Here is a 21,102-nt window from a genome sequence, read left to right on the forward strand (position 1 = left end):
CGCAGCCTCTCAAAATGCCGTTTTATCGGGCATAGCCCACGGGTATCGCCATTCCCTGTTTCAACTCCTCCATCGAGATCGACGCCGAGACGTCGAAGAGTTCCAGCTTGCGCACGATCTGCTTATAAATGACATCGTAATGCTCGACGCGCGGCAGCACGATCTTCAGGATGTAATCGTGGTTGCCGGTCAGCCGGTGCGCTTCGACGATCTCGGGGATGTCGCTGATGATCCTGCGGAAGGTTTCCGTCCATTCGTCGGAATGGTGTGCCGTCTTGACGAGCGCGAAGACCGTCGTCGGCACGCCCATCCTTTCCCGGTCGAGCACGATGATGCGCCGAAGGATATGGCCGCTTTCCTCCAGCCGCTGAATGCGGCGCGAGCAGGCCGAGACCGATAGCGCCACGTATTCGGCCAGATCGGTCACGGATATGCCTGCATCTTTCTGCAGCGTGTCGAGAATGCGTCTGTCACGATCATCAAGCATGTGCCTTAAGGAAATCCTCCGCCCGATTTTTGCACGGTTTTTAAAAACTGCGCAAAACCATAGCAGATATTTGATATGGAAGACAAACAACGCAAACACACCGCGCGAGCATTGCGGCATCATTTTCAAAACTCGCAGCATGGGAGCATGAAGAGATGAAAACGATCGGCCTGATCGGCGGCATGAGTTTCGAAAGTTCGGCGGTCTATTATCGGCTCGTCAACGAGATGGTGCGCGCCCGCAAAGGCGGCCTTGCCTCGGCCGAGCTCATTCTGCATTCGGTCAATTTCGAGGAGATCGTCGCACTCCAGAAGGCAGGCGACTGGGCTGGCGCAGCTCGCCGCCTCGGCGAGGTGGCAGCGCGTCTTGAGGCCGCGGGCGCCGGCTGTATCCTCATCTGCACCAACACCATGCACCTGATTGCCGATGAGGTCGCCGGCAAGATCTCCGCGCCGCTGATCCACATCATCGACGAGACGGCGAAATCGCTGCATGCGGCCGGCCGTAAGCGTCCGCTGCTGCTTGCCACCCGCTACACGATGGAGCACGGATTCTATACCGACCGGATGAAGAGCCTCGGTCTCGATATCATGGTGCCCGACGCCGCCGACCGCACCACTGTGCACGACATCATTTTCAACGAGCTTTGCGCCGGCAGGGTGCACGACAGTTCGCGCGAAAAACTGATCGATATCATCGACCGCGCCGCAGAGCACGGCGCCGACAGCATCATCCTCGGCTGCACCGAGATCTGCCTGATCCTTGATCCCACCCGCCTGCCGCTCCCGGGCTTCGACACCACGTCGATCCATGCCCATGCGGCGGTGGATTTCGCTCTCGGCGACGACGAAGCGGAAACGGAAGAAGCTGCGTGAGTACGCTACAGTTTAGTTGACTCAGTCCACTAAATATATAACGAATGTCTTCGTTTGAAGGCCTCGGTCTCATCGACGAGCCTAGCTTACTTACGCGCCGTCATCCTCGACCTTGTGCAGAGGATCTGCTACCCATCGACCGGAAGCAGATGCTTGGAACAAGCCCGAGCATGACGAATGGTGAGTGGCCGGCCTTGTCGGCAAGTCCGAGGTCTCCATTGGGAGGCCTTTGCCATGTCCGATACCGCTCTCATCGAAACCGCCCGCGATTTCAACCGCTTCTACACGAACTTCCTCGGCCTCTTGAACAAGGCCTATCTCGACTCCCCCTTCACGCTGACGGATGCCCGCATTCTCTTCGAGATCGGATCGCATGACGGCATCAGCGCCGCAGCCCTTGTCCGCGACCTGCATCTCGACCCTGCCTATCTCAGCCGCATTCTCAAGCGCTTTCGCGCCGAAGGGCTAATCGAGACCAGTCCAGATCCGGCCGACCTGCGCAGCCAGATCATCGATGTCACCGATCGGGGACGCGCGCAGTTCGAGGAACTCGGCCGGCGCGCCAATGCCCAGATCGCCGCCCGATTCGACAATCTGGCGATCGGCGAACCGCAAGCCATCGTCTCGGCCATGGACACGATCCGCGCCCTGCTCGACCCGGCAGCCAAGCCCGCCCCCGCTGTCATCCGCGCCCACCGCGCCGGCGATATCGGTTGGATCGTTCAGAGCCAGAGCCGCTTCTACGCCGAGGAATATGGCTGGGACCTACGCTTCGAGGCGCTGGTCGCCGAGGTCGCCGGCAAATTCCTCGCCAATTTCGATCCCGCCAACGAATATTGCTGGATTGCCGAACGCGGCGGCGTCAATGTCGGCTCGGTCCTCGTCACCAATGGCGGCGATGGCATCGCCAAGCTGCGGCTGCTCTATGTCGACAAGTCGGCCCGCGGCCTCGGGCTCGGCAAGCTGCTGGTCGACGAATGCATCCGCTTTTGCAGGCAGAAAGGCTACCGCGAACTTCAGCTCTGGACCAATGACATGCTGGAGACCGCCCGCGCCATCTACGTCAAATCAGGCTTCCGCCTTGTCTCCGAAGAGAGACATCGCATGTTCGGCCCCGAAGCGAATGGCCAAAACTGGGTTCTCACCCTCTGAATCACTGCGTCGCAAAATTTCGCTTGATTTGGAAACGTTCATTTCCTAATTAGGCGTACATGAATGCAACGACACTCCAACTGAAAACCCGCAGTCGCGGCCGTCCGCGGGAATTCGACGCCGAGGCGGCACTCGACGCGGCGCTGCGTGTCTTTTCCGAGCGCGGCTACCATGCCGCCTCGATCAGCGAACTGACCGAAGCCATGGGGCTTGCCGCCGGCAGTGTCTACAAGGCCTTCGGCGATAAGCGCGGCATCTTCCTCGCCGCCTTCGACCGCTACCGTGCCGTGCGTCGCGGCCTGCTCGATGCCAAGCTGGCACGTGCAGAGACCGGCCGCGACAAGCTCCATGCGCTCATCACCTTCTTTGCCGGCTCTTCCCACGGTGAAATCGGCAGGCAGGGCTGCCTCGTCGTCGGCAGCGCCGGCGATCTCGCCCTCTTCGACGAAGAGGCGGCTGAGCGCGTCGCCACCGCCTTCATCACCGACGAAACGCTTCTCGCCGACCTCATTCGCCTCGGCCAGTCCGACGGCTCGATTTCGGCGGATATCGATGTATCGGCTGTGGCACTTGCGCTTCTCTGCCTCACCAAGGGCATGCGCGTCATCGGCAAGACGGAACGCAGTGGCGAAGAAATGGCCGCGGCTGCCGAAGCCGCGATGAAGCTGGTGACCTGACTTCCGCCCAGGGGAATGCCTGCATTCCCCTGCGCGCCCGGAAACGGGTGGCCGCCGGCAGACCGATTTGCGATTAATCCATTCAATCATACCGGAGTTTCTGATGAGCATTTCAGCCACCGCGCCGGATAAGGCCATTCCACGGGCGCTATCCCCCTGGCTCACCTTTCTTTTTGCCGCCGCCTGCGGTCTGGTGGCCGCCAATCTCTACTACGGCCAGCCGCTTGCCGGTCCGATCAGCGCCGAGCTCGGTTTCACGCCTGCCGCAACCGGCCTGATCGTCACGCTGACGCAGATCGGCTACGGCCTCGGCCTGCTGCTGATCGTGCCACTCGGTGACCTCACGGAGAACCGCCGGCTTGTGCTGCTGCTGGTTGCCGTCTCCGCTGTTGCGCTGATCGGTGCGGCCCTGGCTTCGACACCCACAGCCTTCCTCGTCGCCTCGCTCTGCATCGGCCTTTCATCGGTCGCCGTTCAGGTCCTGGTTCCCTTTGCCGCCAACATGGCGCCCGACGCGACACGCGGACAGGTCGTCGGCAACGTCATGAGTGGCCTGCTCTGCGGCATCATGCTGGCCCGCCCCTTCGCAAGCTTCGTCGCCGAGGCCTCGTCCTGGCATGTGGTCTATTATGTCACCGCAGCGCTGATGATCGTGCTCGCAGTCATCCTGCGCGCCAACCTGCCGGTGCGCGTGCCGAAGACGAAGCTGCGCTACGGCGAGTTGCTGGCTTCCATGGGCCACTTGGCGCTGACCTCACGCGTGCTGCAGCGCCGGGCGCTTTATCAGGCCGGCATGTTCGGCGCCTTCAGCCTGTTCTGGACGACGACACCGCTGCTGCTCGCAAGCCCGGCCTTCGGCCTGACGCAAAACGGCATCGCCCTCTTTGCGCTTGCCGGCGCTGCCGGCGCCGTTGCCTCGCCGATTGCCGGCCGGCTTGCCGATCGCGGCATGACGAAAATTGCCTCGACGCTTGCCATGCTGCTCGGCATGGCTTCCTTCCTGATCAGCCATTTCGCCGCGGACGGCTCGCTGACCGCCCTGATCCTACTGACTGTGGCGGCGATCATGCTCGATTTCGGGGTGACGACCAATCTCGTCTGCGGCCAGCGTGCCATCTATGGCTTGAACCCGGAACATCGCAGCCGGCTGAACGGCCTGTTCATGGCCACCTTCTTCGCCGGCGGCGCGCTCGGCTCGGCGCTCGGCGGCTGGGCCTATGCGACCGGCGGCTGGACGATGACCGCCTGGATCGGCTTCGCCTTCCCGGCGCTTGCTTTCCTGCTGTTCCTCACGGAACGGCGCGACAGGTAAGCTGACCTGACGCATAATCCCGAAAATCGGAGTCGATCTCAGGATGATACGTGAGTTAAAGTACGAGGACGACAGGGTTTTCTCGTTCTTACAGGGATGCTTCCGGCATGCAAATGGATGAAGAAAAGATCGACGATGCCGTTCTCGCTTTGCTCTGGCTGACGCTGCATGACGGCGATCGGGCCTGGAAAGGGTTCGACTGGGACGCGATGGATCGTTTGTACAAGAAGGGTCTGATTGCCAATCCCGCGGGCAAGGCCAAATCAGTTGTTCTGAGCGACGAAGGGTTGCAGCGGTCGGAGGAATTGTTCCGCGCTCTGTTTACGCGATCGACGTAAAAGAGGCCCTCACCCCTTAACCATCGGCGGAATCGAAATGTGAGCGGGCGGCTCGCACCGCATCATGGTTGGCTTCCGCCCAGTTCAACAGCTGCGACAGCGGCTGGTAGAGCGAGCGGCCCAGTTCGGTCATCGAATATTCGACGCTCGGCGGTTTGGTCGGGAAGACCTCACGAGCGATATAACCGTCCCTTTGCAGATCACGCAGCGTCTGTGTCAGCATGCGCTGCGAAATATCGGGCAGCATCCGCCGCAACTCACCGAACCGACGGGGCTCCGCCGCCAGCACTTCGAGCAGCAGCGTCGACCATTTTCCGCCGATCTGCTGCATCATGTCCCTGACCGGGCAGTTGGAAAAATCAAGGCTGGCAAGATCGATCTTGCGCCGCGCCCCCGGCATCCTGTTTTTCAGACTGACGACCGCGCCGCTCATGAGCTGGTTCCCTTTTGGTAACGTAGAGCCGAAAAACTGCCTCCTTTACACCGCCAAGTCAATTCCTATTCTAGTGCTGCTCTCTTTTTGAGACTACCTATCGAGCATAGAAGGAACCGACTTATGAGCGAAACCATCCTGGTCACCGGCGCCGCCGGACAGCTCGGCCAGCGCATCATCCATCACCTCATCGAGACCTATAAGGTCGCCCCCGGCCAGATCATCGCGGCGACGCGCAACCCGGAAAAGCTCGCCGAACTCGCAAACAGGGGCGTTATCACCCGCAAGGCCGATTTCGATGACGCGGCAGGCCTCGAGAAGGCGTTCGCCGGCGTCGACCGCCTGCTGATCATCAGCACCGATGCGCTGGATACCCCCGGCAAACGCCTCGCCCAGCACAAGGCGGCCGTTGCCGCTGCCGCCAAGGCTGGCGTCAAGCACATCGCCTATACCTCGATGCCGGCGCCGGACGATTCGCTCGTCACCTTCGCGCCTGATCATCTCGGCAGCGAAAACGCCATCAAGGCGAGCGGCCTCGCCTACACGATCATCCGCGACGCCTGGTATCACGACAATTACCTGCACAGCATGCCGCACAACCTGCAGGGCGGCAAATGGTACAGCGCCACGGGCGACGGCAAGGTCTCGACGATCTCGCGTGACGACTGCGCCCTGGCGATCGCCGCCGTCCTTGCCTCCGGCACATCGGACAGCGCCACCTACACGCTGACCGGTGCGGTGTCTCTCGACAACCGCCAGATCGCCGGCATCGCCGCCGAAGCCGCCGGCAAGCCACTCGAAGTGGTCGACGTCAATGACGAACAGCTCGGTCAGGGCATGCGCGGTGCCGGCCTCCCCGGCTTCGTCGCCGACATGCTGGTGTCGGCCGACGCCAACATCCGCGCCGGTAAGTTCGACATCGTCACCGAGGATTTCACCAAGCTGACGGGCAAACGGCCGCAATCGCTGAAGGATTTCTTCGTGGCGCATAAGGCTGCTTTGACGGCTTGAGACCGAGGCTTGCCCCCTTCCTCGGATTTCACCTGAGGACGGGGGCACGGCATGCTTGATCCTTGAGTGGAAGAAGCTCCTCATTGCAGAGGAGTCATTCACGGCGGGACGTGCCGTGGCTGGATTCCTGTGACAAGCACAGGAATCCAGCGCGCCCAAGTCCTTGGGCGCAGGGCACTCTTCCCTCGCGGCAAATTGAGTGAGTCGCGATCAAACCTTCTGCCCACACGCCCTGCAGAACCGCCTGACCGTCTCGGCCATGCCATATTCCAGCGCATCGGCGGTCAGCCCATGGCCGATCGACACCTCGGCAAGCGCCGGAATGCGCTTCACCAGATCGGGCAGGTTTGCGACCGTCAGGTCGTGGCCGGCATTAACGGCAAGGCCGATCGCCAGCGCCGCATCCGCCGTCCGTCCGAGCGCTTCGAGAATCGGGGCCGCCCGTTCCGGCGCATCGTAACAGCCGCCATAGGGACCGGTATAAAGTTCGATCCGGTCGGCGGCGACGGCCTTGGCGATCTCGACGGCTTCAGCATCCCCGTCTCCGTCGGCAAACAGCGACACCCGGCATCCCATCGTCTTCAGCCGTGCGACGGCATCGGTCAGAAATGCCCGGTGCTTGCGGAAATCCCAGCCGTGATCCGAGGTCGCCTGCGCGGGATCGTCAGGCACCAGCGTCACCTGCTCGGGCGCGGCTCCGGCGCAGAGGTCAAAAAATTCCTCCGTGGGATAACCTTCGATGTTGAACTCGGCGTTCGGGAATTCGTCATCGATCAGATTGCGGATCACGGGCAGGTCGGAAAAGCGAATGTGGCGCTGGTCGGGGCGCGGATGCACCGTCAGGCCGCTCGCTCCTGACGCAAGGGCGATTCGCCCCAGCGCTTCGACGCTCGGCCAGGGCAGGTCGCGCCGGTTGCGCAGCATGGCGACGGCGTTGAGGTTCACGGAGAGCTTGGCGGGCATGGCTGGCATCCATCGGTCACGGAAACGGGATGCCCTGCTTTAAGCCAAGTGCTCTGCAATGGCCAACGAGATTCGCAGATGGATGCGATGCCGGACGTTGATGAAACCCAAGCATTTCAATCGAACATCGACGGCAAGCGTAGCGCAAACAGTAATTCCCGCTACCTTCCGAAGATGGCCGGATCATGCGGCAGCGCAGCACATGTTTTGCTGCAGCACAGAAGGCGTGCCGGCAAAATATGCCCTTACGTTGCTATCCCATTTAAAAGAGATTATTTTTAGCACTTATAAAAGAGATCGTTCACGCATAACGTGGACATTGTATCGCGTAAACGTAGGCCGCGTACTGCTTCTTTCCCAATGACAAGAACGCCCAGAGGAAAACCCCACTCGCCGCGCCTGGGAAGCAACTGGCAAATCCGCATGAGGTGCAACACGATGCCCTAGGAGGGTTCATGCCAGACGGTTCCAAACGCCTGTTTGCTGCCGCCGGTATCGCTTCGGAGGTCCGGTCGAAATACCGGTTTCTGCCTTCGGCCGCGCTGCCGCCGGATCTACCGGACGGTCCGGTGCCAATCGCCGATATGGCCAACGCATTCGGCGTTACGCACAGGACACTGCATTTCTACGAAGAAAAGGGGTTGATTTCTGCCAATCGAATCGGGCTGATGCGGGTCTACGGCCAGGACGACGTGATGCGCATGGCTGTGATCACCGTCTGCCGCGAGACCGGCATGCCGATCGCCGTCATCCAGGAATTGATGGACGAGCTTCGCAAGGCCGATTCGCAGGAAAGGGCCGAAGCGATGTTCCGCGAGGCGCTGCAGGTGCGCAAGCGCGAGCTGACTGCAGAGATGTCGACGCTGCACCGCCAGCTCCAGCAGGTGGGCGACCTTCTGGATTACGACAACAGTGTCGAAGAGCCGCCGCTCAACGACAACCAGGACAGCGCAAGCCTGACCCCGCAGGAGCGGCGTTGCCTGGAACTGATGGCGGAGGGCTATTCCACCCAGCGAATCGCCCGGGCGCTCGATCTGAAGCATGATGAGACGAGGGATCTCGAAGCCGCAATCATCCTGAAATTCCGCGCCAACAACCGCTTCCAGGCGATCGCCAAGGCCGTTCTGCTCGGCATCGTGCAGGCATAACCTTGAACGCCTGACTGCACCGCGGGCAAGCCTGGCCCACGCTCTCGACGGCCGCCACCGTCGCCTCCCGCCAATCCTATCAGCGCACGATCGTCAGCGTCTCCGCCGCGCGTGTGATGGCCGTATAAAGCCAGCGTTCCCGCGTATCGCGAAACGCCCAGCTCTCGTCGAAGAGCACGACGTCGTTCCATTGCGAACCCTGCGCCTTGTGAACGGTCAGTGCATAGCCGTAGTCGAACTCGTCGTAGCGCTTGCGGGTGTTCCAGGGGATTTCGCCTTCGACATCCTCGAAGGCCTGTTTCAGGAGCTTGATCTTGGCGGCGCCCCGATCCATGTCGTCGTCTTCGGGCCGGACCAGCAGATTGATGCCGGGCTTCGTCGTTTCCTTGGACGAGGTCATCACCTGCCAGAGCGAGCCGTTGAGCAGGCCTTTGGCCGGATCGTTGCGGAGGCAGACGAGTTTGTCGCCGGTCTGCGGATACTCGGCATTAAAGCCTTTCAACTCGCGCAGGCGCTGATTATAGCGCCGCCGCGTCCTGTTGGTGCCGACGAGCACCTGGTCGGCTTTCATCACGAGATCCTGCGTAACCTCGTTCTTCGAGATCACCTTGGCCGTGCCGTAATCGCCATACATCACCTCATTGCCCTCACGCACCTGCATGGCGAGCTTGATGATCGGATTGTCGCGCGCCTGCCGGTGGATATCGGTCAGCAGGTAATCCGGATCTTGATTGGTGAAGTATCCGCCGCCGCTGACCGGCGGCAACTGGCCGGGATCGCCGAGCACCAGGATCGGCGTGCCGAAGCTCATCAGATCCTTGCCGAGCGCCTCGTCCACCATCGAGCATTCGTCGACGATGATCAGCGCCGCCTTGGCGACCGGGCTTTGCCGGTTGATCGAAAACATCGGCGCGATCGAGGTCTTGCCGGTCTCTTCGTCCTCCACTGCCTCCTCGCCGCGTGGCCGGTAGATCAGCGAATGGATCGTCTTGGCGTTGGAGGCGCCGCGCGAGCGCAGCACTTGTGCCGCCTTGCCGGTGAAGGCGGCAAACAGCACGTCGCCGTCGACATTCTCGGCGAAATGCTTGGCAAGCGTCGTCTTTCCCGTCCCGGCATAGCCGAACAGGCGGAAGAGTGGCGAGCGCCCTTCATTCAGCCATTTCGAAACAGCCTTGAGGGCTTCATCTTGTTGCGGCGCAAATTGCATGATCGGAGGACTTGGCAGGATTCGCGGACGTTAGGCAAGGCGGAAAACCGCAAATCGCCCAGCGGGATGATCATCCCTCCCAGCGCCGGTCCATGCCGCTCGCGCACATCGACGGGTCCCGCCCGATGGCATCGGTCAGAAAATCCAGAACCGTCTTGACGCGCAGCGGCATGTTCCGTCTCGAGGGATAGACGACGGTGATCGGCAGCCGGCTTGGCTGAAAATCCTCCATCACGGGGATCAGCCGGCCGGCGGCGATATCGGGCCCGGCGATGATATGGGAGAGCACCGCCAGTCCCGCACCGGCAAGGGCTGCTCTGTGAATGGCGACGGCACTGCAGGCGGTCAGCCGCGGCGAGATCCGAATCGAAAGGTCTTCGGAGCCGTTGGAGAACGACCATGTCGCGGCATCGCCCGCCCTGTTGTAGCACAGGCATTCATGGTCCTTGATGTCCTTCGGCGTCCGCGGCGGCGCCTTGCGCGCGAGATAGGCGGGCGAGGCGACGAGGAAGGCCGTCGTCCAGCCGATCCGGCGGCAGACGAGGCTGCTGTCGGCGACCGAACCGAGGCGCACTTCGAGGTCGAGGCGCTCCTCGATCATATCGGAGCTCTGCTCCCTGAAGAGCAGTTCGACTGAAAGTTTCGGATGGGCGGCGAGAAGATAGCCCAGCCGCTCGCTCAGATAGAGGCCGAGCGGTGCCGGAACACTGAGCCTGACCTTCCCGGAAGCCATGACGCCGTCCGATCCGGTGGCATCGCCGAGTTCCTCCACCGCTTCGAGAATTCTGAGCGCCATCGGCAGCATCCGCTCCCCCTCCGCCGTCAGCGACAGGCCGCTCGTCGTGCGGTGCAGGAGGCGCGTGTTGAAATGCCCCTCAAGGGCCGCGACCTGCCGCGAGACCGCCGGCTGAGTCACGTCGAGATCGTGTGCCGCCGCCGAAAACGAGCCCGTCTCCACGACGCGCTGGAAGGTCCGCAATGCCGAAACGATATCCATCTCTGCCCCCTCATACTTTTGTGCATAGGCTTTATGCAGACAGACTAGGCTGGAATGGCTTTACAGTCCAGCAATTAAGGATATCCTTCATCCATAAGGATATCAGATATCCTTAATTAACGGAGAGACGACATGACCCAGCGATTGAACTACGCCCAGCAGTCCCCCGAGCTTTTCAAGAAGTTCATGGAATTCAGCATGGCATTGCGCAGCAGCGTGATCGACGAGAAGCTTCAGGCCCTCATCGAGATCCGCGCTTCCCAGATCAATGGATGCGGCTTTTGCCTCGACATGCATGTGAAGCAGGCAAAGATCCACGGCGAGACGGAACTGCGGCTCCATCACGTCGCCATCTGGCGGGAATCGAACCTCTTCGTCCCGCGCGAGCGGGCAGCCCTTGCCTGGACCGAAGCGCTGACGAAACTTCCAGAAGGCGGCATTCCCGACGAGATTTACGAACGGGTTCGCGGCCAGCTTTCCGAAAAGGAAATCTCCGATCTGACCTTCGTCGTCATGGCGATCAATGCCTGGAACCGCGTCAATGTCGGCTTCAAGACCGTCCCCGGTTCCGCCGACAAGGCGTACGGCCTCGACAAGGCCGGCTTGAACTAACCCTCACAATTCATTGAGAAGATTCACCTTTGACGCTGCCGCACCTCCGGCAGCGAACGGAGATCTGTTATGAAAATCGTCGTCATCGGCGGAACCGGCCTCATCGGTTCGAAGACTGTCGAACGCCTGCGCCTAAAGGGGCATGAGGTGATTGCCGCCTCGCCGAATTCCGGCGTCAATACGATCACGGGAGAAGGATTGGCAGCGGCGCTTGAGGGCGCGGAAGTCGTCCTCGATCTTGCCAATTCGCCGTCCTTCGAAGACAAAGCCGTCCTCGAATTCTTCGAGACCTCGGGGCGCAATCTTCTCGCCGCCGAGAAGACTGCCGGCGTGAAGCACCATATCGCGCTCTCCGTCGTCGGCACCGAGCGGCTACAGGACAGCGGCTATTTCCGCGGCAAGCTCGCCCAGGAAAAGCTGATCAAGGCGTCGGGCATTCCCTATACCATCGTGCATTCGACGCAGTTCATGGAATTCCTGGGCGGCATCGCCCAGTCGGGCACGGTCGGCCAGACGGTTCGCCTGTCGCAGGCCTATGTGCAGCCGATCGCCTCCGACGATGTCGCCGATGCCATGGCTGACGTGGCGCTGTCGGCCCCCGCCAACGCCACGATCGAAATATCAGGTCCGGAACGGGCCCGCTTGAGCGAACTCGTCGCCCGATATCTGAAGGCGATGAAAGACCCGCGCACCGTCGAGGCCGATCCGGAAGCAAAATATTTCGGCGTCCGGCTCAACGACCAGTCGCTTGTTTCCGACAACAACCCGCGGCTCGGTTCGATCAGCTTCGAAGAATGGTTCGCAAAATCCGCCCAGTCGAAGTGATCTTGCCCCGGGGCGCGACCACTGGGGCGCGTCCTCCCACACCAGCAAAGATGGAGATTCCAATGATCAGAGCATCGATCCTTGCCGCCGCCCTCACCTGCCTGGCGGCCACCGGCGCCGGCGCTAACGACAACAGCAAATCTGCCAAGGTCACCCTCGTCTACGAGCACGAACTTCCGAACGTGCCGGGCAAGAGCATCAAGGGCGTGCTGGTCGAATACGGCCCGGGCGGCTTCTCCGACGGCCATACTCATCCGGACTCCGCCTTCATCTACGCCACCGTGCTCGAAGGCGCGATCCGCAGCCAGGTCAATGACGGCCCGGTCAAGGTCTATCATGCCGGCGAGAGTTTCTCCGAAATGCCGGGCGACCGCCACGGCGTCAGCGCCAACGGCAGCGAGACGAAGCCCGCCCGCCTGCTCGCCGTCTTCGTCGTCGACACCGACCAGAAAGAGCTGACTTATCCCCTCAAGAAGTAAGGGCCGCCAAACCCGTCCGCGCGGGGCCGATGCTTGCGCGGACGGCCGACATGCTCGATCATGGGCCGCCCGCTCACCCCGGAGAACCGAGACAGATGATCTATGACGCGCTCTTCGGCAAGCCTCTGATATCACTGATAACAGTCGGCTTCGCCGGAATCGTCGTCTGGCACCTGCTGTCCCGCCAGCGGCCGACGACGCGTCTGGTGGTGCAGATCGTCTTTTTTGGCGTGATGACGCTGATCCTCGTCGGCAGCGGCATCGAACCCCACCGGTTTCAAGGTTATGGGTCCGAGGATCCGCAGGCTTTGCTCGTCATTGTCGCGAAGACGCTCTGGTGGATTCACCTGGCATGGGCTTTCATCGGTTTCATCAGGCTGTATCTGGTGCTGGAAGGCAGCCCCCGAGAGGCTCGCCTGCTGCAGGATCTCGTCATCGGCGTCGTCTATATCGGCATGGCCCTGTCGGTTCTGGCCTTCGTCTTCGGCGTGCCAATCGGGACCCTCGTTGCGACCTCGGGCGTAGTCGCTATCATTCTTGGCCTTGCTCTCCAGAACACGCTCGCCGACGTTTTCTCCGGCATCGCGCTGACACTCGGCCGGCCTTATGTCATCGGCGACTGGATTCTTTTGAGCGATGGCACGGAAGGGCGCGTCGTCGAGAGCAACTGGCGCGCGACGCATATCCTAACCAGCGCCAACAATATCGTCGTTCTGCCGAACAGTTTTCTCGCCAAGCTCGGCCTGACGAATGTCAGCCGGCCGGACGAGAGCCATCTCCTTGTCCTCACCATCCGCATCGCCCCGACACGGATGCCGGCATCGGTCCGCCAAGTCATGTTATCGGCGCTGACGAGCTGCAATTCGATCGTGCGCGACCCGCCGCCGGTCGTCGCACTAAAGGGGCTGGACGCCACCGCGCTCGAAGTCGAGCTGCAGTTCCGGGTGACGAGCCCGAGCCGGCGTGTCCAGGCGCGAAACGAGGTGCTCGATCTCGTCTATCGCCACTGCAAATCGGCCGGCCTGCTTCTCGCCGTTCCGGCGGCGGCCTCGGTGCTGACGGGCGATCTGCCGACCGAAGAGAGCGCTCGACCGCCGCGGGTGACGCCGCTCGAACTCATCGAGGCCATTCCGATCTTTGCGACGCTGACGGCAGATGAAAAGCAGAAGCTTGCCGAGACCACTGCCGTGCGTGAATTCCGCAAGGGCGACGTGATTGTGCGGGAGGGGGAAATGCTGCCGTCGCTGATGATGGTGCGGGCCGGCATTATTGCAGCGCGGCACGGCGATGGGGAACGCGGGCGGCTCGCACCAGGTGATTTTTTCGGTGAGACCGGGCTGCTCGCGGGCATGCAGGAAGTCTGCACGCTCGAGGCTCTGACCCCGGTGACGGTCTATGAAATCGATCAACAGGCATTCGCTCCGTTGCTGAACCAGCGTCCGGCGCTGGCGGAAGAAATCGCCGAAGAGCTCGCCAGCCGCGCGGAGCGCTTTCGCGACGCAGCACTCCCCCCGGAACCCGCCCACAGCGCGCACGCCATTCTGAAAACCATCAGGACAATCTTCAGGGGCTAGCACGATAATAAGACGCGCGGCCCTGTAATCAGCCGGCGCGCTTGAGCACCCATTCGAAGGTACTCTGCCAAAGCTCGGCCGGCACTTCCTCGGACAAGGTGCCGACCAGATCGGAAAGCCGGACGCGCCGCAGCGTATTGCGCCATGCCTCGTCGGCTTCCCACATGACGCGGGCGACTGCGCAGGGCTTGCTGTCGCAATAGCCTGCCGGACGGCAAGGATTGTTGTCGCGGATGTTCGTGCAGGTGAAGCTGCGCGCCTTGCCCTCGACCGCTTCGACGATGTCGAGAAAATTGATCTCGGAGGACGGTTTGGCAAGCCGGTAACCGCCGCTCGGGCCGAGCGTGGTATCGACCAGCGATGCCTGCGAAAGGCTCTGCAGCGCCTTGGAGAGATATTCCTTCGGCAGGCCATGAAGCTCGGCGAGCGCCTTGGTGGAGAGATACCTGCCCTCGGGCAGGCCCGCGAGAATGGCGCAACAGTGGAGCGCCCACTCGACCTGGCTTTTCAGGATCATTCAGCAACTCGCGTGATGGCTGATTCTGCGAATAGGAATTAAGGATACATCATATCCGCAAATTGAAATGATGTAAACGACCCGTAAAAGCAGCGTGTTGCGTGAGTTGAAATTTCTTTACATTCGTGCCGGCGGCACAATCCCTCACAGCGAATGATCACCCGCCCAAGATAAAACTTTGCCTGCATGCGGAATAATACCGCCTCGTCTCGTGTCTCATGTCAGGTACCGCAAAATTGCGTGCCCAACCTGAGGAGAGACATCATGAAATCCGTGAAATTCCTGTCCGTCGTGGCCGCAGCAGCCCTCGCAGCGACCGCTGCTTTCGCAGCCGCTCCCGTCAAGGAAGTCGAATCCGCCAAGGGCAAGGTTCTTGCCGGCGACAACGGCATGACCCTCTACACCTTCAAGAAGGACGCCAAGGGCGTTTCCAACTGCAATGACGATTGCGCCAAAAACTGGCCGCCGCTGATGGCCGCTTCCGATGCCAAGGCCGATGGTGCATATTCGATCATCGACCGCAAGGATGGCAAGAAGCAATGGGCCAAGGACGGCATGCCGCTGTATTACTGGGTCAAGGACAAGAAGGCGGGCGACATTACTGGCGATGGAGTCGGCGGCAACTGGGAGCTTGCCAAGCCTTGATCGCCTTGCTCATCAGAAAGCGGCTGGCGTGAAAACACCCGCACCTGAAAGTTTCGAGGGCCAGATCCTGGCCCTCCTTCCCTCGCTCAGGCGCTATTCGCGCAGCCTGACGCGCTCGGATGCCGATGGCGAGGATCTGCTCCAGGACTGTGTCGAAAAGGTGCTGGCGCGCCGTGGCCAATGGCGCGGCCTCAACCTGCGCGGCTGGGTCCTGACCATTATGACCAATCTCTACCGCAACGGCCGGCGCGGCAAGGCGCGCGACGGCCTGGTCGAGCTTGACGCCGCCGGGGACATGGCCGCTCCCGAACCGCCGGCCGATCCGCTGGAGCGTGCGCGGCTCGATAACGCGCTGAACAGCCTTTCGGAGGAGCACCGAGCCGTGCTGATGCTCGTCGTCATCGAAGGATACACGTACAGCGAGGTCGCCGCTTCCCTCGACATTCCCATCGGCACCGTCATGTCCCGGCTGTCGCGCGCCCGCCTGCGCGTCGCCGAGAGGCTGAAGGCCGATAACGTCATTACGCTTCGGAGACCGAAATGAACGAAACCAATCCGATCGTCACCGAAGCCGATCTCCACGCCTTTGCCGACGGTCAGCTGCCCGAAATGGCACGCGCTCGCATCGAGGCTTATCTTGCCGACAATCCCGACGAAGCGGCGCTGGTGGCCGAATGGCAGGCGCAGAACACGGGCATCCGATCGCTGTTTGCCGGTTACGAGAAGGCAAAGGACACCGACCCACTGCTCGTCGCCCCCACACGTGCCGTCTCCTCTACGCCGAAACGCTGGGCGATTGCCGCCGCGGCCCTCGTCGTCTTTGCGCTCGGCACCGTCAGTGGCCATTATGGCCCGGCACTGCTGGAAAGGCCGGCGTTGCAGCTTACCGGTTCAGAAACCTTGCCGAAACAGGCCGAGACCGCATTCATGGTCTACGCCGCCGAGGTTCGCCACCCGGTCGAGGTCTTCGCCGACGAGGAGGCCCATCTCGCCACCTGGCTCGGCAAGCGCCTCGCCATCCAGAACCTGAAGATCCCGAACCTGCAATCGCTCGGCTTTAAGCTGGTTGGCGGCCGCCTGCTGCCGGTCGATGACAGGCCGGGCGCCATGTTCATGTATGAGAACCAGGCGGGCGAACGCCTGACCGTCATTGTCGGCCGCAACACGGAAAACCGCACGACGAGCTTTCGCTTCGCCTCCTCGGGCAATCTCGAAACCTTCTACTGGATCGACGGCGAACTCGGCTATGCCGTCACCGGCGAAATCTCGCGTGAAACCCTGCGGGGTGTGGCCGAGGAATGCTACAGACAGTTTCCGTCCTAGAGCAACGCCAGGAAAAGTGCGAAGCGGTTTTCCGTCCGGAATTGCGTAAAACAAAAGACTAGAGCGGTTCTGCGCTTCCGTTGAACCGCTCCACAGATCAGCGCAGCGGATCGTTGGCAAGTTCGATCGGCTGCCCGTGTGGCGTGGCTTCGGCGGCCCGCTGCCAGCTCTGCTGCAGGTCGAGGATGACGGATGCATCCGCTACGCCGCGGCTGACAAGCAGTTCGGAAAGAGCCGCCACCCAGCAGTCGAAATAATCGCTGCCATCCCTAGCGCGGCCGGGCTTATGCAACTCCTTGGACAGGGCCTCGGCCCATTCGCTCCACGCGAACAGCCCCTTCTCATGCAGATGCACCGTCATGGCGAACGCGTCCGCCGTCCAAGGCTCGGGAAAAACCGGATCACCTTCGGGCGACTTCGGCAACCCAAGCGATTGCGCCAGCTGAGACGGCGTCTCACAAACGCTCAAGATAGCTCTCCCACGCATCGATGGAGACCGTTAGCGACGGATCCGCTCCCTCGCCCCAGATCTCACCGCCGCCGAAGACGACGGTATAGAGCCATTGCGGATTTTCGCCTCGGCCATGCGCATTGTCGTCGGGAAAGACGAAAGCCCCTTGCACCGCCTCGACGACACCCGTCTTGGCGCGCGCATATCGCGGCAGCCGCGTATGGGTGGCCAGATTGAAATTCTTCGTCCTCACCGCCTCGCCCACAGCAAAGAGCGGTGCGGTTTCGACAGGACGATCGCAAGGCCCGCCTTTCGCCAGCGCGCCCGGCACCATCTCCGCCTTCAGCACCCGTTTCGGCGCGGCGCCCTCCTGCAGCTTGCGGCCGGACAACAGCTCCTCGCGCGTCGCAAAACCGTGCCGCGCGAGCAACGTCTCGACGCCGCGGATCCAGATCTCGTAATAGCTGGCGGCGAGATAATCGGCCGGCGGAATGTTTTCGCGTGCATGCCGGCTTTCATCGATCGTCCATGCGCCGAAAGCGCCGCAGGAAAGCGTGATGCCGAGTGCCCGCTTTTCCCATTCGGCATGGAAATAAGGTTCGTTTTTCTCAGGCGCGACAGGCCCGAAGCCCATCTGCCCGCCGAGATCGTGCGGTCCGTTCATGGAAGAGCCTCCGGGCTGCCGGCAGCTGAAATCTTCGCGCTGCCTGCGATTGCCGTGCCGATCATCGCATCGCGGCTGACGAGGCCGGCAAGTGCTGCCTCGTTCATTCCGTCCGTGCCGTCCGGCCGCTCGGGAATAACGAGATAACGCAGTTCCGCCGTCGAATCCCAGACGCGGATCTTCTTTTCCTCGGGCAGCGTCAGCCCAAATTCGGCAAGCACGCCGCGCGGATCGATGACGGCGCGCGAGCGATAGGCCGGCGCCTTGTACCACACCGGCGGCAGCCCGAGCACCGACCAGGGATAACAGGAGCAGAGCGTGCAGACGATGAGATTATGGGTCTCTGCCGTGTTGAAGACGGCGCGCATGTGCTCGCCCTGCCGGCCGGTGTAACCGAGGCTCACAATCGCCGCCGTCGCATCGCGCTTCAGCCACTCGGCGAAATCGGCATCGCTCCAGGCCTTGGCGACGACATGCGCCCCATTCCTCGGCCCCACCTTCGTCTCATAAGTCTCGACGATCGCATCGATCGCCGCCGGATCGATCAGCCCCTTCTCCGTCAGCAGCGTTTCCAGGGCTTTGACGCGGGCCTGCATGTCGGAGTAGTGGTTGTCGTGGGCATGATCGTGGTGGTCGTGGTCGTGATCGTCGTTCAAGGCAATGTCCTCCAAACGGCAATCGGCCGTCCTGTTTCCTCAATGCGCGCGGACTCGCTCCTCCTCTTCTCCCCAGCGGGGAGAAGGTGTCCCGAAGGGTCGGATGGGGGGCCGCACGGCATGCCCGTCATTGTTGCCCTTTGCTTGCGCTCCGTGCATTCGCGGCAGTGCCGCTCACCCCCTCATCTGCCTGCCGGCATCTTCTCCCCGCTGGGGAGAAGGGGAATCGTGGGCAACGTCTCGCCATCCAGTATCCTCCGCTTCCTCCTTCTACCACACACCACAAGCCCGCCAAGCCCTCCTATCCCACTCAAACTTTTCCGCTAATCTCCCGCCATGAACATTCTGATTCTCGGTGCAACCGGCTTCATAGGCTCCGTCGTCGCGGCCCGGCTCGTCGCTGATGGGCATGCCGTGACCGGGCTCGGCCGCAACCCCATGCGTGCCCGCCCAAAGCAGCCGGCGATCGACTGGCGCCGGGCCGATCTCTCACATATGACGAAAGCGGACGACTGGGACGAGATCCTCAACGGCCAGCATGCCGTCGTCAATTGCGCCGGCGCCCTGCAGGACGGCCTCTCGGACAATCTGGCGGCCACGCAAGCCGAAGCTATGCTGGCGCTCTATGCCGCAGCCAAACGCGGGTCGCAGCCGCTAATCGTGCAGATATCGGCGAGGACGGCCGGCGCGGCGGGCGACCTGCCCTTCCTCGCCACCAAGCGCCGGGCCGACGAGGCGCTGGCGGCAAGCGGCCTGCCTTGCCTCATCCTGCGCCCTGCCCTCGTTCTCGGCCGCAATGCCCATGGCGGTTCGTCGCTGCTCAGGGCGCTTGCCGCCCTCCCCCTGGCGCTGCCGCTCGTCCATGCCGAAAGCCCGGTCGAAACGTTGTCGGTGGACGATGTGGCGGAAGCCGTGTCGCGGGCGGTTGCAGTCGGCCTCTGCGGTGATATCAATCTCGCAGCCGACGAGATCCTTACGCTTGCCGATCTCGTCAGCCTTCACCGGCAATGGCTGGGCCTCCCGCCCGCCCGCGTCTTTTCCCTTGCGCCGTGGCTTGCAAAGCCCGTCATGTGGCTTGCCGATGTCGCAGGGCTGCTCGGCTGGCGCTCGCCGCTGCGCTCGACGGCGATGACAGTCATGTCGGAGGGCATACGAAGCGTAAAGGGAGAAAGCGGCCTCGTCGCGACATCCGCTGCGGCAACCCTATCAGCCAATCCATCCGGCGTGCAGGATCTCTGGTTTGCCCGGCTCTACCTGCTGAAACCACTCGTCATATCGGGGCTCTCCGCCTTCTGGCTGCTCTCCGGCCTGATCCCGCTGCTGGCGTTGCAGAAGACATCCGCCCATTTCCTGCCGTTCATGCCGGAGTCCACGGCCACGGCGCTGACGCTTGCGACCTGCCTCATCGACGTGGCGCTGGGCGCTGCCGTGCTTGTCCGTCCGCTCGCCAAACGCGCTCTTCTCGGCATGCTCGCCGTCTCTTTCGCCTATCTCGCCGGCGCCAGCCTGCTCGAACCGACGCTCTGGCTCGACCCGCTCGGTCCCCTCGTAAAGGTGCTGCCGTCGATCTTACTGACGCTGACGGCCCTTGCCACCCTGGATGAACGCTGATGCTCGAGGAGTGGCTGCTGCTTGCCCACGTCATCGGCGCGACCGTGCTCTTCGGCACCGGCGCCGGCATCGCCTTCTTCATGGTGATGGCGCATCGCACGCGTAATCCCGTCCTAGTCGCCCATGTCGCCGGAACCGTCGTCATTGCCGATACGATTTTCACCGCAACTGCCGCCATTTTCCAGCCCGTAACCGGATATCTGCTGGCGCGGGCAATCGGCTGGGAGTTGTCGGAAGGCTGGATCGCGCTGTCGCTGCTGCTTTATATCGTCACCGGCCTGTTCTGGCTGCCGGTCGTCTGGATCCAGATCCGGCTGCGCGATCTCGCCCGTGTCGCAGCAAAGTCCGGAAGCGCATTGCCGCCGGCCTATTTCAGCCTCTACCGCATCTGGTTCGCCTGCGGCTTTCCGGCCTTCTTTGCCGTCATCGGCATTTTGTGGCTGATGCTGACGAAACCGTCGATCACCCTATTTTAACATCGGCCAGAGGCTCGCCACCAGAAGTACAGCCATGCTGATATTGAACCATTTCAGCCGCACCGGATCGGAAAGCCATTCCCTGAGCGCCGAGCCGAAGCCTGCCCAGGTCGAAACGCTCGGCACATTGACCGCCGCAAAGGCGAGGCCGACGAGAAGCACGCTGCCGAGATAGAGCTCGGGATTGGTATAGGTCGCCATCGCGGTGACCGCCATCACCCAGGCTTTCGGATTGACCCACTGAAAGGCCGCCGCCGAAAAGAAAGACATCGGCCTGACAGCGCTCTTGCCTTCACTGATCGATCGCGATGAGGCGATCTTCCAGGCGATCCAGACGAGATAGGCGCCGCCGGCAAATTTCAACGCCGAATAGACGACAGGAACGGTATGCAGCAAGGCGCCGAGCCCGAGGCCGACGCCGATCAGCAGCGAGAAGAAGCCGACACCGATGCCGAACATATGCGGTATCGTTCTGCGGAAGCCGAAATTCACGCCCGATGCGAAGAGCATCATATTGTTCGGCCCCGGCGTGATCGACGTCGTGAAGGCAAAGAGTACAAGGGCGAGAAACGTATCCAGCGGCATGCGACCTCCCGGGGCCGGCTTTCCCGCAGGCCGTTTATTTAGGTCAGCATAACTGCCCTAAATCGGCGATGCCATTACATCATT

At 62.0% G+C, this 21,102-nt stretch carries 27 protein-coding genes; 17 read left to right on the forward strand and 10 right to left on the reverse strand.

Going from position 1 to position 21,102, the window contains the following annotated elements; genetic code table 11:
* Window positions 1-22 precede the first annotated feature (22 nt).
* The gene (locus tag K6N12_RS28640; protein WP_097629334.1) at window positions 23-487 is read right to left on the reverse strand and encodes an Lrp/AsnC family transcriptional regulator; all 465 of its coding nucleotides are present in this window, start codon (window positions 485-487) and stop codon (window positions 23-25) included.
* Between the two features lie 155 nt (window positions 488-642).
* Between K6N12_RS28640 and K6N12_RS28645 the strand changes: the two genes are divergently transcribed.
* The 5 genes from K6N12_RS28645 (at window position 643) to K6N12_RS28665 (ending at window position 4,841) form a co-directional block, all read left to right on the forward strand.
* A complete protein-coding gene (locus tag K6N12_RS28645) occupies window positions 643-1,362 on the forward strand; it encodes an aspartate/glutamate racemase family protein (protein ID WP_097629333.1) in 720 nt (239 codons plus the stop codon).
* Window positions 1,363-1,596: 234 nt separating this feature from the next.
* A complete protein-coding gene (locus tag K6N12_RS28650) occupies window positions 1,597-2,514 on the forward strand; it encodes a bifunctional helix-turn-helix transcriptional regulator/GNAT family N-acetyltransferase (RefSeq protein WP_097629332.1) in 918 nt (305 codons plus the stop codon).
* A gap of 59 nt (window positions 2,515-2,573) precedes the next feature.
* A complete protein-coding gene (locus tag K6N12_RS28655; RefSeq protein ID WP_097629331.1) occupies window positions 2,574-3,191 on the forward strand; it encodes a TetR/AcrR family transcriptional regulator in 618 nt (205 codons plus the stop codon).
* 103 nt (window positions 3,192-3,294) lie between these two features.
* Window positions 3,295-4,503, forward strand: coding sequence for an MFS transporter (locus tag K6N12_RS28660; RefSeq protein ID WP_097629330.1), 1,209 nt, complete (start codon window positions 3,295-3,297; stop codon window positions 4,501-4,503).
* Window positions 4,504-4,610: 107 nt separating this feature from the next.
* On the forward strand, window positions 4,611-4,841 hold the full coding sequence (locus K6N12_RS28665) for a DUF6429 family protein (RefSeq protein ID WP_097629329.1): 231 nt from the start codon (window positions 4,611-4,613) through the stop codon (window positions 4,839-4,841).
* A 16-nt stretch (window positions 4,842-4,857) separates the two neighbouring features.
* Here the strand turns inward: K6N12_RS28665 and K6N12_RS28670 are convergent, their stop codons facing one another.
* A complete protein-coding gene (locus K6N12_RS28670; protein ID WP_097629328.1) occupies window positions 4,858-5,274 on the reverse strand; it encodes a winged helix-turn-helix transcriptional regulator in 417 nt (138 codons plus the stop codon).
* 123 nt (window positions 5,275-5,397) lie between these two features.
* Between K6N12_RS28670 and K6N12_RS28675 the strand changes: the two genes are divergently transcribed.
* A complete protein-coding gene (locus tag K6N12_RS28675) occupies window positions 5,398-6,285 on the forward strand; it encodes an SDR family oxidoreductase (RefSeq protein ID WP_097629327.1) in 888 nt (295 codons plus the stop codon).
* Window positions 6,286-6,495: 210 nt separating this feature from the next.
* Here the strand turns inward: K6N12_RS28675 and K6N12_RS28680 are convergent, their stop codons facing one another.
* A complete protein-coding gene (locus K6N12_RS28680; RefSeq protein ID WP_097629326.1) occupies window positions 6,496-7,248 on the reverse strand; it encodes a pyridoxine 5'-phosphate synthase in 753 nt (250 codons plus the stop codon).
* Between the two features lie 78 nt (window positions 7,249-7,326).
* On the opposite strand from K6N12_RS28680, the gene K6N12_RS28685 reads away from it, so the two are divergent.
* Both K6N12_RS28685 and K6N12_RS28690 read left to right on the forward strand, forming a co-directional pair.
* On the forward strand, window positions 7,327-7,530 hold the full coding sequence (locus K6N12_RS28685; RefSeq protein WP_131711353.1) for a hypothetical protein: 204 nt from the start codon (window positions 7,327-7,329) through the stop codon (window positions 7,528-7,530).
* A 173-nt stretch (window positions 7,531-7,703) separates the two neighbouring features.
* On the forward strand, window positions 7,704-8,396 hold the full coding sequence (locus K6N12_RS28690) for a MerR family transcriptional regulator (RefSeq protein WP_097629325.1): 693 nt from the start codon (window positions 7,704-7,706) through the stop codon (window positions 8,394-8,396).
* A 79-nt stretch (window positions 8,397-8,475) separates the two neighbouring features.
* Here the strand turns inward: K6N12_RS28690 and K6N12_RS28695 are convergent, their stop codons facing one another.
* Entirely contained in the window at window positions 8,476-9,603 is a 1,128-nt protein-coding gene (locus tag K6N12_RS28695; RefSeq protein WP_003593484.1) for an ATP-dependent DNA helicase, read from the reverse strand.
* 70 nt (window positions 9,604-9,673) lie between these two features.
* Window positions 9,674-10,600 carry a LysR family transcriptional regulator gene (locus K6N12_RS28700; RefSeq protein ID WP_097629324.1) on the reverse strand — a complete coding sequence of 309 codons (927 nt, stop codon included), beginning with the start codon at window positions 10,598-10,600 and terminating at the stop codon, window positions 9,674-9,676.
* A 132-nt stretch (window positions 10,601-10,732) separates the two neighbouring features.
* Here K6N12_RS28700 and K6N12_RS28705 point away from each other — a divergent pair, with 132 nt between their 5' ends.
* The 4 genes from K6N12_RS28705 to K6N12_RS28720 all read left to right on the forward strand — a co-directional run bounded on the left by K6N12_RS28705 (window position 10,733) and on the right by K6N12_RS28720 (window position 14,090).
* Complete coding sequence (locus K6N12_RS28705; RefSeq protein ID WP_003593481.1) at window positions 10,733-11,212, forward strand: carboxymuconolactone decarboxylase family protein; 480 nt, start codon at window positions 10,733-10,735, stop codon at window positions 11,210-11,212.
* 69 nt (window positions 11,213-11,281) lie between these two features.
* Entirely contained in the window at window positions 11,282-12,037 is a 756-nt protein-coding gene (locus tag K6N12_RS28710) for an SDR family oxidoreductase (RefSeq protein WP_097629323.1), read from the forward strand.
* 62 nt (window positions 12,038-12,099) lie between these two features.
* Window positions 12,100-12,516, forward strand: a complete 417-nt coding sequence (locus K6N12_RS28715; RefSeq protein WP_097629322.1) for a cupin domain-containing protein — start codon at window positions 12,100-12,102, stop codon at window positions 12,514-12,516.
* 95 nt (window positions 12,517-12,611) lie between these two features.
* Window positions 12,612-14,090, forward strand: coding sequence for a mechanosensitive ion channel family protein (locus tag K6N12_RS28720; protein WP_097629321.1), 1,479 nt, complete (start codon window positions 12,612-12,614; stop codon window positions 14,088-14,090).
* 28 nt (window positions 14,091-14,118) lie between these two features.
* On the opposite strand, the gene K6N12_RS28725 is transcribed toward K6N12_RS28720, so the two are convergent.
* Window positions 14,119-14,607, reverse strand: a complete 489-nt coding sequence (locus K6N12_RS28725; protein ID WP_097629320.1) for an RrF2 family transcriptional regulator — start codon at window positions 14,605-14,607, stop codon at window positions 14,119-14,121.
* 264 nt (window positions 14,608-14,871) lie between these two features.
* On the opposite strand from K6N12_RS28725, the gene K6N12_RS28730 reads away from it, so the two are divergent.
* Genes K6N12_RS28730 through K6N12_RS28740 form a run of 3 tightly spaced genes read left to right on the forward strand, consistent with a single transcriptional unit; the run spans window position 14,872 to window position 16,575 of the window.
* Window positions 14,872-15,252, forward strand: a complete 381-nt coding sequence (locus K6N12_RS28730; protein ID WP_097629319.1) for a COG4315 family predicted lipoprotein — start codon at window positions 14,872-14,874, stop codon at window positions 15,250-15,252.
* A gap of 28 nt (window positions 15,253-15,280) precedes the next feature.
* Complete coding sequence (locus K6N12_RS28735) at window positions 15,281-15,796, forward strand: RNA polymerase sigma factor (RefSeq protein ID WP_097629384.1); 516 nt, start codon at window positions 15,281-15,283, stop codon at window positions 15,794-15,796.
* Window positions 15,793-16,575 carry an anti-sigma factor family protein gene (locus K6N12_RS28740; RefSeq protein ID WP_097629318.1) on the forward strand — a complete coding sequence of 261 codons (783 nt, stop codon included), beginning with the start codon at window positions 15,793-15,795 and terminating at the stop codon, window positions 16,573-16,575. The genes K6N12_RS28735 and K6N12_RS28740 overlap by 4 nt, the downstream gene beginning before the upstream one ends.
* A gap of 97 nt (window positions 16,576-16,672) precedes the next feature.
* Here the strand turns inward: K6N12_RS28740 and K6N12_RS28745 are convergent, their stop codons facing one another.
* The 3 genes from K6N12_RS28745 to nthA are packed head-to-tail and all read right to left on the reverse strand — an operon-like array spanning window position 16,673 to window position 18,286.
* Window positions 16,673-17,044: a nitrile hydratase accessory protein gene (locus tag K6N12_RS28745; RefSeq protein WP_097629317.1), complete on the reverse strand. Its 372-nt coding sequence runs from the start codon at window positions 17,042-17,044 to the stop codon at window positions 16,673-16,675.
* Window positions 17,031-17,690: a nitrile hydratase subunit beta gene (nthB, locus tag K6N12_RS28750; protein WP_097629316.1), complete on the reverse strand. Its 660-nt coding sequence runs from the start codon at window positions 17,688-17,690 to the stop codon at window positions 17,031-17,033. Before nthB ends, K6N12_RS28745 begins: the two co-directional genes overlap by 14 nt.
* The gene (gene nthA / locus K6N12_RS28755) at window positions 17,687-18,286 is read right to left on the reverse strand and encodes a nitrile hydratase subunit alpha (protein WP_097629383.1); all 600 of its coding nucleotides are present in this window, start codon (window positions 18,284-18,286) and stop codon (window positions 17,687-17,689) included. Before nthA ends, nthB begins: the two co-directional genes overlap by 4 nt.
* A 396-nt stretch (window positions 18,287-18,682) precedes the next feature.
* Here nthA and K6N12_RS28760 point away from each other — a divergent pair, with 396 nt between their 5' ends.
* Together K6N12_RS28760 and K6N12_RS28765 are read left to right on the forward strand one after the other, a co-directional pair.
* Window positions 18,683-19,957 (forward strand): SDR family oxidoreductase, encoded by a 1,275-nt coding sequence (locus K6N12_RS28760; RefSeq protein ID WP_097629315.1) that lies wholly within the window; start codon window positions 18,683-18,685, stop codon window positions 19,955-19,957.
* Window positions 19,957-20,433 carry a DUF2269 family protein gene (locus tag K6N12_RS28765; RefSeq protein ID WP_097629314.1) on the forward strand — a complete coding sequence of 159 codons (477 nt, stop codon included), beginning with the start codon at window positions 19,957-19,959 and terminating at the stop codon, window positions 20,431-20,433. The genes K6N12_RS28760 and K6N12_RS28765 overlap by 1 nt, the downstream gene beginning before the upstream one ends.
* Here K6N12_RS28765 and K6N12_RS28770 read toward each other — a convergent pair.
* Window positions 20,425-21,018, reverse strand: a complete 594-nt coding sequence (locus tag K6N12_RS28770) for a LysE family translocator (protein WP_097629313.1) — start codon at window positions 21,016-21,018, stop codon at window positions 20,425-20,427. The genes K6N12_RS28765 and K6N12_RS28770 overlap by 9 nt on opposite strands.
* Window positions 21,019-21,102: the final 84 nt, after the last annotated feature.

Source organism: Rhizobium redzepovicii, assembly GCF_019793435.1.
GTDB classification, from domain to species: domain Bacteria; phylum Pseudomonadota; class Alphaproteobacteria; order Rhizobiales; family Rhizobiaceae; genus Rhizobium; species Rhizobium redzepovicii.

Excerpts from the sequence above, each read along its gene's own strand:
- K6N12_RS28640 (WP_097629334.1), bottom strand. The coding sequence starts at position 487 with ATGCTTGATGATCGTGACAGACGCATTCTCGACACGCTGCAGAAAGAT.
- K6N12_RS28645 (WP_097629333.1), top strand. The coding sequence starts at position 643 with ATGAAAACGATCGGCCTGATCGGCGGCATGAGTTTCGAAAGTTCGGCG.
- K6N12_RS28650 (WP_097629332.1), top strand. The coding sequence starts at position 1,597 with ATGTCCGATACCGCTCTCATCGAAACCGCCCGCGATTTCAACCGCTTC.
- K6N12_RS28655 (WP_097629331.1), top strand. The coding sequence starts at position 2,574 with ATGAATGCAACGACACTCCAACTGAAAACCCGCAGTCGCGGCCGTCCG.
- K6N12_RS28660 (WP_097629330.1), top strand. The coding sequence starts at position 3,295 with ATGAGCATTTCAGCCACCGCGCCGGATAAGGCCATTCCACGGGCGCTA.
- K6N12_RS28665 (WP_097629329.1), top strand. The coding sequence starts at position 4,611 with ATGCAAATGGATGAAGAAAAGATCGACGATGCCGTTCTCGCTTTGCTC.
- K6N12_RS28670 (WP_097629328.1), bottom strand. The coding sequence starts at position 5,274 with ATGAGCGGCGCGGTCGTCAGTCTGAAAAACAGGATGCCGGGGGCGCGG.
- K6N12_RS28675 (WP_097629327.1), top strand. The coding sequence starts at position 5,398 with ATGAGCGAAACCATCCTGGTCACCGGCGCCGCCGGACAGCTCGGCCAG.
- K6N12_RS28680 (WP_097629326.1), bottom strand. The coding sequence starts at position 7,248 with ATGCCCGCCAAGCTCTCCGTGAACCTCAACGCCGTCGCCATGCTGCGC.
- K6N12_RS28685 (WP_131711353.1), top strand. The coding sequence starts at position 7,327 with ATGGATGCGATGCCGGACGTTGATGAAACCCAAGCATTTCAATCGAAC.
- K6N12_RS28690 (WP_097629325.1), top strand. The coding sequence starts at position 7,704 with ATGCCAGACGGTTCCAAACGCCTGTTTGCTGCCGCCGGTATCGCTTCG.
- K6N12_RS28695 (WP_003593484.1), bottom strand. The coding sequence starts at position 9,603 with ATGCAATTTGCGCCGCAACAAGATGAAGCCCTCAAGGCTGTTTCGAAA.
- K6N12_RS28700 (WP_097629324.1), bottom strand. The coding sequence starts at position 10,600 with ATGGATATCGTTTCGGCATTGCGGACCTTCCAGCGCGTCGTGGAGACG.
- K6N12_RS28705 (WP_003593481.1), top strand. The coding sequence starts at position 10,733 with ATGACCCAGCGATTGAACTACGCCCAGCAGTCCCCCGAGCTTTTCAAG.
- K6N12_RS28710 (WP_097629323.1), top strand. The coding sequence starts at position 11,282 with ATGAAAATCGTCGTCATCGGCGGAACCGGCCTCATCGGTTCGAAGACT.
- K6N12_RS28715 (WP_097629322.1), top strand. The coding sequence starts at position 12,100 with ATGATCAGAGCATCGATCCTTGCCGCCGCCCTCACCTGCCTGGCGGCC.
- K6N12_RS28720 (WP_097629321.1), top strand. The coding sequence starts at position 12,612 with ATGATCTATGACGCGCTCTTCGGCAAGCCTCTGATATCACTGATAACA.
- K6N12_RS28725 (WP_097629320.1), bottom strand. The coding sequence starts at position 14,607 with ATGATCCTGAAAAGCCAGGTCGAGTGGGCGCTCCACTGTTGCGCCATT.
- K6N12_RS28730 (WP_097629319.1), top strand. The coding sequence starts at position 14,872 with ATGAAATCCGTGAAATTCCTGTCCGTCGTGGCCGCAGCAGCCCTCGCA.
- K6N12_RS28740 (WP_097629318.1), top strand. The coding sequence starts at position 15,793 with ATGAACGAAACCAATCCGATCGTCACCGAAGCCGATCTCCACGCCTTT.
- nthB (WP_097629316.1), bottom strand. The coding sequence starts at position 17,690 with ATGAACGGACCGCACGATCTCGGCGGGCAGATGGGCTTCGGGCCTGTC.
- nthA (WP_097629383.1), bottom strand. The coding sequence starts at position 18,286 with ATGCAGGCCCGCGTCAAAGCCCTGGAAACGCTGCTGACGGAGAAGGGG.
- K6N12_RS28760 (WP_097629315.1), top strand. The coding sequence starts at position 18,683 with ATGAACATTCTGATTCTCGGTGCAACCGGCTTCATAGGCTCCGTCGTC.
- K6N12_RS28765 (WP_097629314.1), top strand. The coding sequence starts at position 19,957 with ATGCTCGAGGAGTGGCTGCTGCTTGCCCACGTCATCGGCGCGACCGTG.
- K6N12_RS28770 (WP_097629313.1), bottom strand. The coding sequence starts at position 21,018 with ATGCCGCTGGATACGTTTCTCGCCCTTGTACTCTTTGCCTTCACGACG.